Annotated in this window: 12 protein-coding genes and 1 pseudogene; 2 read left to right on the forward strand and 11 right to left on the reverse strand. The window is 42.3% G+C overall.

All coding sequences use genetic code 11. The features are described from left to right. Positions 1–171: 171 nt before the first annotated feature. The 5 genes from MsAc7_RS01765 to MsAc7_RS01785 all read right to left on the reverse strand — a co-directional run bounded on the left by MsAc7_RS01765 (position 172) and on the right by MsAc7_RS01785 (position 8035). The gene (locus MsAc7_RS01765) at positions 172–1167 is read right to left on the reverse strand and encodes a DUF7847 domain-containing protein (RefSeq protein ID WP_338102891.1); all 996 of its coding nucleotides are present in this window, start codon (positions 1165–1167) and stop codon (positions 172–174) included. A gap of 346 nt (positions 1168–1513) precedes the next feature. Further along, positions 1514–2431, reverse strand: a complete 918-nt coding sequence (locus tag MsAc7_RS01770; RefSeq protein ID WP_338102892.1) for a DUF7847 domain-containing protein — start codon at positions 2429–2431, stop codon at positions 1514–1516. Positions 2432–2807: 376 nt separating this feature from the next. Beyond that, positions 2808–3746 (reverse strand): DUF7847 domain-containing protein, encoded by a 939-nt coding sequence (locus MsAc7_RS01775; protein ID WP_338102893.1) that lies wholly within the window; start codon positions 3744–3746, stop codon positions 2808–2810. 267 nt (positions 3747–4013) lie between these two features. After that, the gene (gene uvrA / locus MsAc7_RS01780) at positions 4014–7058 is read right to left on the reverse strand and encodes an excinuclease ABC subunit UvrA (RefSeq protein ID WP_338102894.1); all 3045 of its coding nucleotides are present in this window, start codon (positions 7056–7058) and stop codon (positions 4014–4016) included. Between the two features lie 656 nt (positions 7059–7714). Further along, positions 7715–8035 carry a hypothetical protein gene (locus MsAc7_RS01785; RefSeq protein WP_338102895.1) on the reverse strand — a complete coding sequence of 107 codons (321 nt, stop codon included), beginning with the start codon at positions 8033–8035 and terminating at the stop codon, positions 7715–7717. Positions 8036–8155: 120 nt separating this feature from the next. Between MsAc7_RS01785 and MsAc7_RS01790 the strand changes: the two genes are divergently transcribed. Both MsAc7_RS01790 and MsAc7_RS01795 read left to right on the forward strand, forming a co-directional pair. Next, on the forward strand, positions 8156–10780 hold the full coding sequence (locus tag MsAc7_RS01790) for a valine--tRNA ligase (RefSeq protein ID WP_338102896.1): 2625 nt from the start codon (positions 8156–8158) through the stop codon (positions 10778–10780). 299 nt (positions 10781–11079) lie between these two features. Continuing rightward, a complete protein-coding gene (locus MsAc7_RS01795; RefSeq protein WP_338102897.1) occupies positions 11080–11445 on the forward strand; it encodes a DsrE family protein in 366 nt (121 codons plus the stop codon). Positions 11446–11573: 128 nt separating this feature from the next. On the opposite strand, the gene MsAc7_RS01800 is transcribed toward MsAc7_RS01795, so the two are convergent. From MsAc7_RS01800 to MsAc7_RS01825, 6 genes and pseudogenes are all read right to left on the reverse strand, one after another. After that, positions 11574–12347 (reverse strand): DUF1829 domain-containing protein, encoded by a 774-nt coding sequence (locus tag MsAc7_RS01800; protein WP_338102899.1) that lies wholly within the window; start codon positions 12345–12347, stop codon positions 11574–11576. Between the two features lie 59 nt (positions 12348–12406). Then, positions 12407–12835, reverse strand: a complete 429-nt coding sequence (locus MsAc7_RS01805; protein ID WP_338102900.1) for a DUF6978 family protein — start codon at positions 12833–12835, stop codon at positions 12407–12409. A gap of 254 nt (positions 12836–13089) precedes the next feature. After that, a pseudogene (locus tag MsAc7_RS01810) lies at positions 13090–14391 on the reverse strand (phenylacetate--CoA ligase family protein). Positions 14392–14715: 324 nt separating this feature from the next. Next, positions 14716–15678: a mechanosensitive ion channel family protein gene (locus MsAc7_RS01815; protein WP_338102901.1), complete on the reverse strand. Its 963-nt coding sequence runs from the start codon at positions 15676–15678 to the stop codon at positions 14716–14718. Between the two features lie 179 nt (positions 15679–15857). Continuing rightward, a complete protein-coding gene (locus MsAc7_RS01820) occupies positions 15858–16580 on the reverse strand; it encodes a UPF0280 family protein (RefSeq protein WP_338103445.1) in 723 nt (240 codons plus the stop codon). Between the two features lie 116 nt (positions 16581–16696). After that, on the reverse strand, positions 16697–17863 hold the full coding sequence (locus MsAc7_RS01825) for an LL-diaminopimelate aminotransferase (RefSeq protein ID WP_338102902.1): 1167 nt from the start codon (positions 17861–17863) through the stop codon (positions 16697–16699). Positions 17864–17923 lie beyond the last annotated feature (60 nt).

Consider the following 17923-nt stretch of genomic DNA (forward strand, 5'->3'; position numbering starts at 1 on the left):
TAAATTTTTAATAAAAAGGTATTCTTTCATATATCCCGGATATTTAAAGAATTATCTAATCAGCAACCTAAAACAAAATAAAAATGAAAAGAAAAAAATAAAATTATAAAAAGGAAAAGAGAAAAAGAAGTAAAACAAAAAATTAAAAATGATGTGAAAATCACATCATGGTTAATTGTTTAATTCGCTTTCTTCGTCGTCGTCGGTTTTAATTTGAGGGTTTTCTTCCGTTTGAGAAGATGAAGCCGTTTCTTCTTCCGATCTCATTTCCGCCAAATGATTTTGGGGTATATCTTGGTGAGGTTCGTTGTCGCCGTCAAAGATCGGCTTTCCGGTCAAGACCATATAGTAGCGGGTGCTCCAGATGTAGATTAAAACTAAGAAGAGGAAGAAAACAACAATCAGTATCAGATACACAATCATCATAATCAAAAGTCCGATGATTGCTAAAGCAGGGGATATAAAGAAAACAACCGAGAAAGCCATAATCAGCGAAAAAACAATTCCAATGAATATAGCAATTCCAATGATCGCCAAATTAAACAGAATAATTTTCACTGTGTGTTCCCGGAACAATTTGTATGATTTTTTAAATCCTTCTGTAACAGACAAATCGTCAATGACAATCGCATAGCTCACGAAATACAAGATGATACTAACCACAATCAAATAAATCAGTGCCAAAAGAAGACCCAGAATCAGATAAGTGACCATGGCTGTGCTGGACACGCCCATAAATGTCACGTATGTAGAATATTCATAGATAAATGGAATGAAAAATAAGACCGAAACAAAACTGATCAATGTCAGAACGATTTGAGCTAAAAAGAGTCGGACATAGTACTTCTTTCCGTAAGCCCACATATCGGACCAATTGACTTTTCCGGTAGAAGTGGCATCTTTTGCAAGACCGATTGCGCCGGCACTGAAATAGGCGCCCAGCACCATCATAATAACAATGGAAATGAGAGAAAGAATGAGCAAGATGATCATAACAATTGAATATGAACCGGTGTATCCCAATACTGCCGTGAACATACTGAGAATTTGAATAACAAAGCTGACAATGAAATTAACCACTAAATAAATCAACATCGGAGAAACAAGTGATTGATTCTTTTTCAGCGTGTGATAACCTTTTGTAATCGTATCGGATATACTTTCCATAACAATAACTCCTTTTAAAAACAATAACAATTGACCAAATTTATTGAATTGGTCCGGTCAGTAAAACAAAATCTGATGATGCAATCTTTAAAAATAGGTAAAACATTGCAATCGACAATGCATATTAAATTGAAGAGTATAAATAATTATTGGAAAAGCGAATTGAAAAAAATTAAACATTCCGAAAAAAGAAATCGTTTTGAATTTTGAATTGAATTTTGAATTGAATTTTGAATTGAATCCGAGTGGAATCAAACTCATTAAAAACGAAAAAAATGGAAAAAAGAAAAATGAAAAGGGGAAATGAGCTTTCATTTCCGATTTTCATAATTTTATACTTCATAAATTACTGAGTTTGCTCCGCCGTCTTTTTTTGTGAGTCTTCATCGACAAAAACCGGCCGCTTTTCCAAAACGAAATAGGCGCGGGCGCCCCAAACGGATGTCAAAGCCACCAGGAAAATGATGATGATAAACGCCAAAATCTCGGCGATGTAAAGGCCGGCAATACCGAGCAGCCAGGCGAAAACGTAGAAGAGGAACATAATCACCATAACAACCAACATGCTGATGATGGTCACCGCCAAAACGAACCACATGACTTGGATGGTGTTTTCCTTAAGCATTTGATAGGATTTCTTGAATCCGGCAATGGTTTTCATATCGTCGACAACGATGGCGTACGACACGAAATAAATGACAAACGAGAGCAAAATATAGTAAATCGTTGACAGAATCATGCCGGCATAGTAGTAAATGGTCATATCGTCCAAAAGCTGCATCATCGCCACCGGCGTTCCGAAAACCACTGTCGGGTCAGTTCCGGCTTTGTAAAGCTCATAGATGAGCGGGAGGTAAAAAATAATGGCAAGCAAACTTAAAATGGTTGAAATGATGGTGGCCAAAGTAATCCGGACAAAGTATTTTTTGCCGTAACCCCACATGTTTTTCCATTTGGTCGTGCCGATAGTCACCGCTTCTTTGGACAGGCCAACGATTGCGGCGGTAAAGTAACCGGAAATCAACAGAATAACGAGAACAAAAACAATTGTCAGAATGAGGAAGGCCCAATAGTTGTATGTCACCGTTCCGCTGCCAACGCTTGCGATATCCATATACATAAAATAGCCGAGAATCGCGCCGAAAATGATGCTTAAAATGAAAATTACAACCATCATCAAAAGCGGCGGAATTGTCAGAGGCATCATATTCCTTTTAAAATCGGAAAAGCCTCTTTTGAGTGTTTCTTGCAAACTTTCCGTCATAAATAAACTCCTTATTGATTTTTACAAAAATTGATAACAATCACTGTATTTATGTGAATATGTGAAATATTTATTTTAAAAGATCAAAAACATCAAATCGAATACAGTAAGCTTAAATTTGAATGTTTTAAATATCTATCAAAATAAATAAACAAATATATTATAAAAATATAAGTATATATAATTATTCCAAAGAAGGCTCTTGAAAATGAAAAATCAAAAAACGAGGATTTTCAAAAATGGACAATTAAAACGGAAAAAAACGGAAAAACAAAAAAACGGAAAATATTGAAAAATTGAAAAAGATTCGAAACCGAAAGCGGGATCGAATCAACTGCGAAATAAATTGACGGATATTACAGACAGATTCTGATTTTTAATACGAAAGCAAATCTTCTTCTTCGTAAAGCGGCTGCCCGGTCAAAATGAGATATTTCCGAGTTGTCCAAATCGTTACCAAAACGATAATGACAATTTTAAGGATCAGGGAAATTAATACACCGACAAATGATAAAATGACGGTGGAAGCCAAAATGTTCGACATGAAAGATCCAATCAAGGAAATCAAGCCGGTAATTATTATGACAACGATGATAAACCAAATGACTGTTCCCGGGTTTGTTTTCAGTAAACTCCACGATTTCTTAATACCGGCTGTGACAGATAAATCATCAATAACAATCGCATATGTCATAAAGTAAAACACGAATGTGATGATCAGCAAATAAACCAGCATTAACAAAAGACCGCCGGTCAATGAAAATGCGGCGGATTCCATAGCCATTGTCACAATTTGCTCATACGCAAATAAGTTTCCTGCAGCATATGAATTGGCAGCGTCCAACCACATTTGACTGGTAACGCCGGAGTCAGCCAATTCGAAAATGGCTGGAATTAAGAACACAATGGACAAAGCCGAGAGCAATCCCGTCAAAACAGTCGAAATCAAAACTCTGAACCAGGATTTGTTGCCGTATTTAGACATATCCGAAAGAACTGTCTTTCCGGTGGTCTCTACTTCTTTACACATACCGGTCAAGCCGGCCGTTATGTAGGATGAAATGATGAGAGTCACAACAACAAAAAGCAAAAGGGCAATCAGTAAAGCACCCACCATGCCGCCGGAAATATCCGGAACACCGGCGGTTGGCGAAGAGAAAAGGGCTGCGCCAAAAACAATTACCAGTACAAATACAAACGCGAACGTAATGAGAATAATGCTTGCGTACATCAAGAGGACCGGCGCACATAAAATCGGGTTTTTAGAGAAATGAGAAAACCCTTTGGAAAGTGTGTCCATTAAATTTTCACTCATAAAATAAACACCTCGTCTTGAATTGTTTTATAGTATGTTCAAAAATCAAAAAATAATAAAATAAGAAATCGAAGATGATTTCTAAATTGGAATTGTTCTGCTCTTATTTAAAAATATTGAAATATAATTCAATGGCAATGAAATGTAAAAATAAGAATGAAATAATGAAAACAATACCAAAATAATAAAATAATCAAAAAGAAAAATGAAAAATATGAAAAAAGAAGAGGAGAGAAGAGAAATCAAAATAAACGAATTTACATTTCGTTATTTTTTGACGGCCGCTTTTGGTTTTTTTCCGGATTCTTTTTCCGGAATTTCTGATTTGCCGGCCGATTTTTCTTTTCCGGCCGGCTTCTTCTTTTCACCGGAGGGCAACTCACCATATTCCGATTTTTCGATGGACTTTTTCAAATAAACCGCCGTATGGCTCTTTTTATTGGAAATTAACTCTTCGGGCGTTCCTGTCGCGATAATTTTTCCGCCGGCGTCGCCGCCCTCGGGACCCATGTCAATGATGTAGTCGGCACATTTGATCACATCCAAATTATGCTCGATCACAATCACGGTGTTGCCCATATCGGTTAAATCGTTAAGAACCGAAATCAATTTTTTCACGTCATGGAAATGAAGCCCCGTGGTCGGCTCGTCAAGCAGGTAAACGGTCCTTCCGGTCGCTTTCTTGGACAATTCCCGGGTCAACTTAATGCGCTGCGCTTCGCCGCCCGACAGCGTTGTTGAACTTTGACCAAGCTTAATGTAATCCAGGCCGACGCGGGAAAGCGTGTCCAACTTATCATGGATGAACGGCACTTTTTTGAAGTGTTCCTGAGCCTCGGCAACCGTCATGTCCAGAACTTCGGCAATCGACTTGCTGTTATACTTGACTTCAAGCGTTTCTTTATTGTAGCGCGTTCCTTTACACTCCTCGCATTCCACATAAACGTCCGGCAAAAAGTTCATTTCGATTTTAATTAACCCATCGCCTTGACAAGCTTCACAGCGGCCGCCTTGAACGTTAAATGAAAAACGGCCGGGCGCGTAACCGCGGATTTTCGCTTCCTTGGTTTCCGAAAAGATGTCGCGGACGCGGTCAAAAATTTTGGTGTACGTCGCCGGATTCGATCTGGGCGTTTTTCCGATCGGGTCCTGGTCAATCACAATTACTTTATCGACCGGGAGGTCTAATTTCAAAGACTTGTAGTCGCCGGCATCCATCTTGGAGTCGTGAACTTCTTTCATAAGCGCCGGGTAAAGCGTGTCGTAAATGAGCGTTGATTTTCCGGAACCGGAAACGCCGGTCACAACCGTCAGCGTTCCCATCGGAACTTCTAAATTCACATTTTTAAGATTATTCTCCGTACAGCCGGACAAACGGATAAACTGGTCCGACACACGGCGTGTCGCCGGAAGCAGAATACTTTCTTTTCCGGACAAATAGCGGCCGGTCAGCGATTTCGGATCTTTTTCGATTTCGTCGGGCGTCCCGGCGGAAACCACATGCCCGCCCGTCACACCGGCGCCCGGGCCCATATCGATCACATAGTCGGCGCTTAAAATCGTATCTTCGTCATGTTCGACCACAACCAAAGTGTTTCCAAGGTCGCGCAAATGGCGGAGTGTATCGATCAACTTTTGATTATCGCGTTGGTGAAGCCCGATCGACGGCTCATCCAAAACATAAAGAACACCCGTCAGGTTTGAACCGATTTGAGTCGCCAGCCGGATGCGCTGCGCTTCACCGCCCGATAAGGTCCCCGCGTTTCTGAAAAGTGTTAAATAACCGATGCCGACTTGGTCCAAAAAGTTCAAACGGGCGCGGATTTCTTTTAAAATCAACGCCGCGATTTCCTGTTGTTTGTTCGAAAGCGGCACCGTGTTGAAAAATTCAATCGATTCCGCGACGGACATTTTGGTGACATCAATAATATTAAAGCCGTTAATTTTAACCGCTAACGCTTTTTCATTCAAGCGCTGGCCGTCGCATTTTTGGCATTTGGATACTTTCATGAATTTTTCCAGTTCCTGGCGGCGGTAGTCCGATTCCGTTTGCGAATAAAGGCGGATGCACTGCGGCAAAATACCTTCCCAATAGTTGGTTGACGTATAACTGACGTCGCCGCCGCTCATGCTCATATCGAATTTAATTTTTTCATCCGAACCGTGCATGAGAGCATCATATTGTTTTTCCGATAAGTCGCAAATCGGCGTCATCGGCGAGAATTTGTAATGCTTGGCAACCGCTGTCAAATATTGTTGACGGTACCCATCTAAAAAATTCCGGTAAACGGCAACGGCACCTTCAGCCAAACACAAGGATTTGTCGGGAATCAAAAGATCTTCGTCAAATTCCATTTTAATGCCGAGACCGTTGCATTCCGGACAGGCGCCAAACGGGCTGTTAAATGAAAACATACGCGGCTGAAGTTCTTCAAAGGACAGGCCGCATTCGGGGCAAGCCATTTTGGACGAATATGTGACTTCGATGAGAACATCCGCATCTGAGCCGCCGGATTTTGAATCATTGACGGTTGCGTTTTTGCGGATAATTTTCCGGGATAGGCCTTTTGTTTCCTTGCCGTCTTTTCGAAACGAATTCGGCTTCCCGTTAACATAAACAAGACCGCCTGATTTTTCGGTGGCGCGCTCGCAAGCTTCAACCAAACGCGAGCGCTCGTTTTCGTCGTCCACGTCAATCCGGTCAATGACAACGTCGATGTCATGCATTTTGTAGCGCTCAAGATCGATTTCTTCGTCCGTCCGATAAATGTCACCGTTGACACGGACGCGGGTGAATCCTTCGGCGTTCAAATCTTTAATCAGCTGCTGGTATGTTCCTTTCTTTTTCCGGACGATCGGCGAAAAAACGGTCACCATTCCTTCAAATTCGGAAAAAACAAGATCGGCGATTTTTTCCGGGGATTGGGATTCGATTTTAAGATTGTGTTCCGGACAGTAAGGCGTTCCGATTCTTGCGAACAGCAGGCGGTAGTAATCATAAATTTCAGTTACGGTTCCGACCGTACTGCGCGGGTTTTTGGACGTCGTTTTTTGTTCGATGGAAATCGCCGGCGACAAACCCTCAATGCTGTCGACGTCGGGTTTGTCCATGAGTCCCAAGAATTGGCGGGCGTAAGAAGACAACGATTCCACATATCGGCGCTGTCCTTCAGCATAGATCGTGTCAAACGCCAGCGTTGATTTTCCGGAACCGGAAACGCCGGTAATAACGGTTAAGCGGTCTTTTGGGATATTGACGGAAATGTTTTTGAGATTGTGCTCGCGGGCACCTTTGATCATGAGTTCTTTCATAAGGATCCTGTTATAGAGATTCGGGTTGAATCTGATTTGTTGAAATTTGCAGATTTTTAGATGGTATGTAATAAGCTATGTCTTTCAATTAAGAGGATAGATAAAAACCTAATTATTGCGCGGTGAAAGTAATCTCTCCGGGCTGATTCTCTGGAAAAACGAGTTCTGTTGCGTTCTTTTTTGAAAGCGTGTTGCCGGCACGCGCGTTATGGCGACACACTTTTGATTTGAATCAAGCAAGCCGGTCGGTAATTTTTTGTTTTTAAGCCAAGCAAACCATCCCGCTTAAACAGACGCATTTTGCGTCTGTTTAAACGGGTATCACTTGCAGACGAATTCTATTTTTAAATTTACAGATTGCACCTTACTGCTTACGGTTCCGGTTTTCGCTGACTGTTTACAGTTTCAGTTTGCATCTGTTGCTTGCAGCTCCGATTTGCATCTGCTGTTTCCAATTCTGCCGGCATTCCTCGAAATCCGAGAAAATCAAACGCAAAGCGTTTGATTTTTCGGGGCGGTTTGCATGACATTATCATAAAAGCGTGGGCTGTTTCTCTTTATTTTTCAAAAACTGCACCCTTTTTCTTTGACTCGAAATGAAAATGTATCGCCATAACGCGCGCGCTGCCGCCCTCCAAAAACAAAAAAGAGTCAAATCAATCCGTTTTTCGAAATCTCAAGTGTTCCCGCCTTTCAACCGGATGCAAATACTTCTGATACAGATCCGGGTCTTCTTCTTTCAGCCGTTTTGTGTCTAATCTGTTTTCGATTTTTGCCTCCACCAAATCGACAGTGACACCTGCTCCTTCATAATTATCAATATTTTCGGATTTGAACCGATCGATCAGTTCGCTTTTGAGAGTCTCTTCCAGTTCCGTCAACTCATCCAACTCATCCCGAACTGCTTTAATTTCCCGAACCAAACGGGTAATCTCGGAATTTACGACATTTTCATCAATTTTAGAAATTTCATCCATAAATTTCATTCCCGGCTCATTTTTGACCGTCTGATTGGCTTTGTGGTAAAACATTTTTATAACAAATGATGTTTACATAAACCCATATTTCATTTAATATTATCGAACAAAGGAGTTACTATGTCTGAAATCCCGAAAGATTACGTTGCCAACGACGTTGAGACAAAATGGATGAACACGTGGGATTTATCCATGTATTATTTCGATTGGGCGGACAACACACGCCCGCAATATATTATTGATACGCCGCCGCCGTATCCGACCGGCAATTTCCATATCGGGAATTCACTCAACTGGTGTTATATCGACTTTGTCGCCCGCTACAAGCGCATGCGCGGGTTTAATGTCATGTTTCCGCAAGGGTGGGACTGCCACGGCCTTCCGACTGAAGTGAAAGTCGAAGAAATGAACCACATTACCAAGAACCAAGTCCCGCGCGCGCAGTTCCGGCAAATGTGCGAAGACATGACGCGCGGAAACATCGTGAAAATGAGAAATACAATGCTTCGGCTTGGTTTTTCAAACGACTGGAGCAACGAATTCATTACGATGGAGCCGTCTTACTTCGTGAAAACCCAAAAATCTTTCCTTAAAATGCATGACAAAGGCTATGTCTACCACGAAGAACATCCCGTTAACTGGTGCCCGCGTTGCGAAACGGCTATCGCCTTGGCTGAAGTAGAATATGAATCCAACCAAACCAAATTAAACTTTTTACACTTTACGCTTGCAGAAGACGGTAACATCAAGCTTTGCATCGCCACCACCCGCCCCGAACTTCTGTGCGCGTGTGCGGCCGTTGCCGTGTCTCCCGCGGACGAACGTTACAAACAGTATGTCGGAAAACATCTGATTGTTCCGATTTTCGGACAAAAAGTGCCGATTATCGCCGACGATGCCGTCGAAGCGGAATTCGGAACCGGCGTTGTGATGATTTGTACGTTCGGTGACAAACAAGACATCCGCTGGACGAAAGTTCATGACTTAAAAGTCACCAAAGCCATCGACCGCTGCGGTTTGATGACCAACGCCGCCGGAAAGTATGCCGGAATGACCATTCCGGATTGTAAAAAGAAAATCATCGAGGACCTCAAATCCGAAAATTATCTGTACGACCAAAAAGAGCTCGACCAAAACGTCGGCCTTTGCTGGCGCTGCAAAACCCCGATTGAAATCTTATCCGAACCGCAATGGTTCGTGAAAGTCAAACCGGAAGAAATTCTGTCGTCCGCCGACAAAATTGATTGGATTCCCGAATACATGAAGGTGCGCCTTGAAAACTGGACCAACACAATGGAATGGGACTGGTGCATTTCCCGCCAGCGTATTTTCGCAACGCCGATTCCGGTCTGGTACTGTCAGAAGTGCGGTGAAATTATGATGGCGGAAGAGTCTTGGCTTCCGATTGACCCGACGCAAAAGCAACCGCCAAAAGCCTGTTCTTGCGGCTCGACGGAATTTTACGGGGAAACCGACGTTCTCGACACTTGGATGGACTCATCCCTCACGGCTCTTCACGTAAGCGGCTGGGACAGCGACAAAACGCTTCGCCTTCCGACGCAGATGCGCCCGCAAGGACACGATATTATCCGAACTTGGGCATTTTACACGATTCTGCGCGCGAAAGCCCTTGAAAACCAAATCCCGTGGGAAACCATCATGATTAACGGCATGGTTCTCGGTCCCGACGGCCACAAAATGAGCAAGTCGCTTGGAAATGTCATTTCGCCGGAAGACGTTTTGGTGGAACACAGCGCCGACGCATTCCGCCAGTGGGCGGCTCTTGGCGGCAGCGTCGGTTCCGACGTCATGTTCCGCTGGAAAGATGTGGTTTCCGCCTCGCGGCTGATTCAAAAAATGTGGAATATTTACCGTTTCTCCATGATGAATTTGGACAATTTCGCCGAGAAAGACCAAAAGGCGTTTGACACAAAAAAGCTCAAGCAGACTGACCTCTGGCTGCTCTCAAAATTGAACCGTTTGATTGCGGAGACAACCGACATGATGGAAAACGCGCGTTTTGACGAAGCGTTTAAAAGCATTCGTATTTTTGCTTGGGAAACTCTTGCCGATAACTATTTGGAATTGGTGAAAGCCCGGCTTTACGGCGACAACGCCGACGCCAAAAACGCCGCCCGATACACGCTCTTTACCGCCATTTCAACATTATGCAAACTTCTCGCGCCGTTCACGCCGTTTTTGGCGGAGGAAATGTATTCCAGAATCGGATCGGAAAGCGTTCACCAACAGAGTTGGCCGGTTGCCGATGAAAAATTCTTATCGGACGATGCCGAAGCCGCCGGCGAACTGATCAAAAATATCACCGGCGAAATCCGCAGTTACAAATCCGACCGGAAAATGGCTCTCAACGCGCCGCTCAAAAAGATTGAGATTTATAACGTCAAAATTGACGCAAGCGACATCTCCGGCGCTACAACGTCACCGGTGGAACTCATGTCCAAAAAGCCTGAATTTGAGCACGTGCCGGTTGAAGTGAAGCCGAACCAAGGTTTAATCGGGCCAACGTTCAGAGACCGCGCAGGCGCTGTTTCTGCGGCTTTAAAGGCGCTTTCGCCCAAAGACGCGGAGAATATGAAATCCGCCGGAAAAATCACCGTTCAAGTCGGCGGAGAAACGATTGAACTTCCGGAAAACGCCATTGAAATTAAAAAAGAAATGATTTCGGGCGGTCGTGAAGTTGATATTTTAAATGTCGGCGACGCGGTTGTTGTGATTGTCAAATGATTTGAATCCGTTTTTCGGATTCAAATTTTCTATTATTTAATTCTATTTTTCTCTGATCTTCATTCCGTTTTTATTTTCCACCGCCGCTGCGCGCGTTATGGCAGCACGTTTTATGAATCTTTCAAAAAAGACGGATATTTTTCAAATGACTTTTCAAGTCAAAATCTGTCATTCCTTCCTCATTATTTGTCATTTTCCCCTTGAATTCCAAGGAACACCTTTAAATACATCCTTGTAGACACTGTTTCGTTTTTCAATGAATAATCATTTTAAGCGGATTATTTGAGGTTTAAAGAGTTATGGCCAAAGTGACAAAAGTTCTATTATTACTCAAAGATATGGTGTACGAGAGTACGGCGCCTCAGCATGCTCTTCGGTTTGCGCGTTGTTACAGGAAAAGGGGGCTTGAAACAACAATTCTCGCATGGGGGCCGATGGGCGCGATTTTGACAAAGAAAAATAAAGTCGGCACTCAAAATTATGACGCAAAAGTTCAGGAGTGTTTGGATTTGGGGGTCAAAATAAAATGTTGCGAATTGGCGGCGTCTATTATCGGAATGACGCCGGATGAAATGATTCCGGGAACCGAAATCATTACAACAAAAGAATTGACTGACATGCTTCTTCAATATACGGAAGAAGGGCAATTGATCATGTACGTCTGATTTTCGGATGAACTGTTAAAAAAAAGGTATACCTTTTTTCTTGCTGTTTTTCCATTATTGTTCCTTTTTTGTTTATTTTAATTGTTTCATTGTTTTGTTTTTAGTTCTTTTTTGTATGTACAAAATGATCAACCTGCCAATTCCGAAACTGTTTTTTCCCGACAAGACCAAAGAAGCGGTTGAATATCATAATTTTTCAAAGCGGAAACCAATGATTTGGAAATGGATGTTTTGTCATTAAGAATTGTATAGAGAAGAACATTTTCCGGCCGGCCGGCTTTTGAATCTTCCCATTGCCAAATCAGCTTTTCAATTTTTTCTTTTTGAGGCTGAGCAAGTGTCTGAATAAACCGCTCCGGCAAGTTTTCGGATTTTGGAATCAAAAAATGAAATTCGTGGTTATATCCGGTTTTTCCGGACAATTTAATATGTGGACTGTATCTTATTTTGTGAGAAGACAACCATTCGGAAACATCGTTATAAAATAAATTTTCAGCGTATGGAAGCATGGAATACGATGTTTGAAATAAATCGTCAATGGAAATCAGCGCTTGAATCATGTTGTTGTATACAAGCGGATAATTCTCATCCGTTGCTTGTGAATATATTCTGTTTCCTTCCATTCGAACGTTAAAACCGTTTAAAACATTATTTAACGACTCTTTTCGTTTGGGTGTGTCCAAAAAATATCCGCAATCTTCCAAATCTTGAATAATCTCACCGCAATCCGTGAGAATGTAGCCGCCGTTCTCTTTTTGAACATACAAACGAAGACAGTCATTATGCCTGTCTAAAAAAGGTGTTGTTATTTCAATGCAGCCGCTGATTTCTCGAAAAGTTGTTTGTTCCAAAATCCAGCGGGCATGTTTCTCAGACAATCGGCCGGCTTCATCAATTTGCATTGTATTCCCCTCTCAATGGTTTATTTGCTCATTTTTTATTATTCGTTATTTTTTCATATTTATTTCTCAAATTCGTTTTCAAATTCCGGTTTCAAAATGATATGGCAGTGGTTCATGAATTCTTGAAGTGTTTTAAACGGGTCGCTTGGGCCGGTAAATATTTTCGGCAGCGGTGTTGCCCATCTGTCAACACATCCTTCTTTATAGCAATGAAGATGCGGACATGGAATGATTTCTCCATTCGGATTTCGGTGCGGATTTCCATCCAAATCAATTCGCATTAAAACGATGTTTTTATAAACACGGTTTTGAAATTTACTTTTTGATAATTTTACATTGCCAGCGGCAATGTCCAATATAAATTCGACTTTCCGGTCTGTGGAACACAAAGGAATACTTAAACGTTCCGGAAATGGGTAAACTTTATTTCCGACATACATTTTATCCATTTTTATTAAATGGTTGGCTTCTTCATCTGTTAGTGTCATTTTACTCCCTCATGATATCAATAAATTATTTTAGGGAGCAAAAGTAATGAAAACCGTAAAGTATAAAACACTTTTTAAATTTATTTTTTAATTATATATTTTTTAAAATTTTTAGATAAAATTATTTTTAATTCGATCAAAAAGAAAAAGAACAGAGAGAAAAAAAACGTAGAAAGGAAAAAAACAAAAAGAAAAATGAGGAAAAAACAAAAAGAAAAATGAGGAAAAAAGTAAAAAAAGAGAAATAAAAATCGTTAAATTGCTTCTCTTTTATCAATAATTCTCTTGGATTTGCCGCCTGTTCTCTCAATGCTTCCGAATTCCAGGAGTTCAACATTGGTTCGAACGTTGAGCACATTCATTAATTGAGCAACCACGTTCTTTTGAATGCGTTCCAATTTCAGCAAATCGTCTGTAAAGGCATCTTTTTCAATTTCCACTTGAACGGTCATTTCATCCAACTTTTTACTGTTCCGGGTAAGAACAATTTGGAATTGGTTCGTCACTTCCGGAATTTTGGAAATCACATCTTGAATTTGCGTCGGATAAACGTTGATGCCGCGCACGGTAATCATGTCGTCGGCACGTCCGATCAATCGGGAAATCCGGGTGGAGTGGCGTCCGCATTCGCATTCAGATTCCAGCAGACGGGTCATATCGCCGGTCCGGTACCGGATGCTGATGAGGCCTTCTTTTGTCAACGACGTGAGAACTAATTCTCCTTTTTCGCCTTCAGAAACTTGTTCGCCGTTTTTGTCGAGCACTTCCACAAAGAAGTGGTCATCCCAAATGTGCATACCGTTTTGTTCGGGGCATTCAAACGCAATGCCGGGACCGAACATTTCGGAAAGACCGTAAGAGTCATACGCTTTGATGTTGAGCATTTCCTCAATATTTTTTCTCATGTTGTCCGACCAAGCTTCCGCGCCGAGACAGCCGGTTTTGAGCTTTAATTTATCCACCAAATCATTTTCAACCGCCGTTTCCGCCAAATAAAGGGCGTAAGATGGTGTGCAGTGAATAGCGGTGACGCCAAAATCAATCATCATTTCCAGTTGCCGGAGCGTATTTCCGGTGCCGGCCGGAACAGCGGTGGCGCCGAGGCGTTCAATTCCGTTGTGAATGCCAAGTCCGCCGGTAAAAAGTCCGTAGTTCACTGAATTTTGAAAAATATCGTGTTTGGTGATGCCGACCATGGAGAAATTCCGAGCGAGAAGGTCCGCCCAAATATCAATGTCGTTCTAGGTGTAGCCGACAACTTTTGGTTTTCCGGATGTTCCCGAAGATGAATGAATACGAATAATGTCTTCCATCGGCGCCGCGAAAAGACCGTACGGGTAATTGTCCGTAAAATCGTATTTGGTGGTTTGCGGCAATTTTGAAATGTCGGAAAGCGACTTGATGTCTTCCGGTTTGACGCCCAATTCATCAAACTTTTTCTTGTAAAAGGGAACGTTTTGATAAACCGTTTTCGCGGAATTTTGGAGCCGCTTTAATTGAAGTTCGTTCATCTCCTTCCGGTTCATTGTTTCAATATGAGAGTCCCAGTATGTCATGAAATAAATCCTTCTTAAAATCAAAATAAAAACAAATTTGATTTGATGTTGAATTTTATGTTATATGAGATAATAATGCAGTTTGGAAGCCCAAAGCATGCTATGTTAATACGTGTCATAGTATATAAAGTTTAAATATATCGATTAAAACTGAATAAATTAGAGTTGGTCAATCAATATGAAAATGTAAAAATGGGATGAAATAAAAGAATGAGATGAAAAACGTCTCCTCCTTTTGTTCCTTTTTTTAAAATGTGTTGCTGTAACGCGCGCGCAGGCCGCCCGCCAAAAGAAGGACCAAAAAATGAAAGAAAAAGTGAAAATTTAATTTTTCACTTTTTGCTTTTCCGCGCCAGCTTCTGTTTTTTCGGGTTTTTTGAATCGCCGCATGCATTCTGTATCGTCTTCGATAATCATCATGTGCGGGTACGGAATTGTCACACGTTGTTCATTGTCAAACCTTTTTTTGATGCCTTCCCGAATGGCGCATTCGGCCGAGTAAGCGTCGTCGCGGTCAGCCACCCAAAAATCAAGCGACAAGTTAATTCCGGAACTGTCAAGTCCGGTCATTCGGACGCGCACATCGTCGGTAACATCCGGATGCATTCGAAAGACGAGTTCCGGCGACATGACATACTTGTTTTTCCGGGCTTCTTCCATCATAATTTGCCGAGCAATATCAATGTCGGACTCATATGAGACTTGAACGACCACCGGCCAGCGGACACTTCGGTCGTTCAGCGTCCAGTTGGTGACGGTGGCTTTGTTCAAAACCGAGTTGGGAATAATCACAAGGCGGTTGTCGGGCGTTTTGATCGTGGTTTGCCGGAGATTGACATCAATCACTTCGCCGTAAACATTGTCGGTCGTCACCAAGTCTCCGACCCGGAGCGGTTGGAAAAAGGTCAGCGCGATTCCTGAAATGATATTTCCGAAAGTGTCTTGGGCGGCAATACCAATAACAATTCCAATCACGCCGGCGCTGAGAAGAAGCGTTGATGAAAGTGAACGCAGAGATGGAATCGTATAAAGAATCAGGATAATTCCGGCCAAATAAATGCAGCCGATTGTGACATGGCGGAGCATCGTAAAGCGGGTGATGTCCATTTTCATGTTGTTTTCGATTCTATTGGAATATTTGACAAATCGATTATTCACAAAACGGGCAACAAGAGCCGTTAAGAGCAAGAGGACTAAAATGTAAATGACAGTTCCGATATTGTCATAAATAACGTTGACAACGTTTGAAAAGACATTTAATAACGAATCAACTAAATTTTCAAGCAAAATTATCCCCGCCGAGTTTGATTATAAAATAAAAACCCAACATTTAAAATATTTAATAAAATCAATAAAAGATAAAGAATTAAAGTTTTGAAAACATAAAAAACTAAGGGTTGGTTTTTGTCGATTTGGTGCTTGCGTCTCAATCATGTGTTTTAAATATTTCAAAAAGATGCCGGCTTTTATTCGCCCTTCGTAATCAAATCATAATTCACGTTCGCTTTCACGATTTTCGGAACTTTTCCCCAAATGCCGATGTCATTTCCTTCAATTAAAACGGCGCCGTCGATTTCGGGAACTTTAACAACGTCAAGAGCTTTTTCAATATTTTCTTTTCCCTGTTCTTTGAGCGCGTTTCCAAGAGCCGTTGCGGCGGCATCCGATAAAGCGACATTTTTTGAGAAAATGATGGCAGCGTCGGAAATTCCGAAACTGATGGAATGCCCGACTGTTCCCGATGATGTGCAAATACCAAGGATTTCAGAACTCGGCTCAATTGAAAATCCCAAGTTCCGAACATTGGATTTTCCGGCGTAAATGCCGATGACAAGCGGTTTTGTTCCGGCGTTGTAAAGCGCGATGTCGCCGCCGTTATCAATAACAGCGACTGTCGCGCCGGCTTCTTTCATTTTCAAAACGGCAGCTTCAGCGATTACGCCGGCAACCGTACTCATCGGGCCGATACCAAAAGTGTTGGCGGCATCAATCATCCGGCAAATGAGCGGATGAGCCGAAGGGTCCGGTTCATAAGCTTCAAGCGTCACTTCAAAAAAAGGATTTTCCGCAATATAATTTTCAACAATAAAGCGGCCGGCAGCCAGTTCCTTTTTGGCGATCTCAATAAAAAGATCGGAATCCGCCAAAATGGTGACAATCGTTTCCTTGATTTCAAAATGCGTCTTGATCAAATATATCACCAAAAACAAAACATGAATAATAAAAAATGAAAATAATAAGAAAAATAATAAGAAAAAGAATCAAATGAATGAAAAGATTGTTTCGTCTCATTCACCCTTTATCATCAAATTTTGGATTTGATCTTTTTCATGCGTTCGACTGCTTCGTTAATGCGGTTGACTTCTTTCGTGAGCGCAAACCGAACAAAGCCTTCGCCGCTTTTTCCAAAACCGACGCCGGGCGTTGCGACAATGCCGGCTTCTTCCAGCAGAAGTTTCGCAAATCCCATGGAATCATAGCCTTTCGGAACCGGCGCCCATACATAAAACGTTGCTTTTTGTGGTTTCACGTCAAGGCCGATGGATTTCAAACCGGTAATGAGCGCGTTTCGCCGTTCCGTATAAACAGCATTCATATCCGCAACGCATTGCTGGGACGATGTGAGAGCGGTAATTCCGGCGCGTTGGACGGCATCAAAAACACCGGAGTCAATGTTGGATTTTACTTTTCCAAACGCTGCGATTAAATCCTTATTGCCGACCGCAAAGCCGAGACGCCAGCCGGTCATGTTGTATGTTTTTGACATTGAGTAAAGTTCAATTCCGACATCCATGGCGCCCGGAACTTCTAAAAAGCTCGGCGCTTTATAGTCATCGTACACCATTTCCGAATAGGCGTTGTCATGAACCACAACCAAATTATTTTCCTTGGCGAACTTCACGGTTTTTTCAAAAAACGCTTTATCGGCAACGGCACCGGTCGGATTGTTCGGATAGTTGATGAACAGCAATTTCGCCTTTTTGAGAATGTCTTTCGGAATCGCGTCGTAGTCCGGCAGGAAATTGTTTTTGGAGAGAAGCGGCATTTCATACGGGACACCGCATGCGAATTTCGTGCCGATGGTGTAGACCGGATATCCCGGGTTCGGACAGAGAACCACATCTCCCGGGTTAATAAACGCGAACGGGACGTGAGCCACACCTTCTTTGGAGCCGAGAAGCGTCAAAACTTGAGTTTTCGGGTCAATTGTTACATTCCGGGTCTTTTTCATCCATTCGGCAACGGCAGCGCGGAATTCCGGAAGACCGACATAGGACGGGTATTGGTGATTTTTCGGGTCTCGGACGGCGTTGACCATCGATTCAACAATATGCGGCGGAGTCGGACGGTCCGGGTCGCCGACGCCGAGGTCGATCACGTCAACTCCTTTATCAATCATGGCTTTTTTGGCTTCGTCAATGGAGGCGAAAAGATACGGCGGGAGAGTCAGAATGCGTTCGGAATAGTTCATTTTATCACTCTTTTTTTAGAAATTCATCATTGGGTATAAAATTTGTTGTTGGCATTTCAA

The organism is Methanolapillus millepedarum (assembly GCF_032594115.1).
Taxonomy (GTDB): domain Archaea; phylum Halobacteriota; class Methanosarcinia; order Methanosarcinales; family Methanosarcinaceae; genus Methanolapillus; species Methanolapillus millepedarum.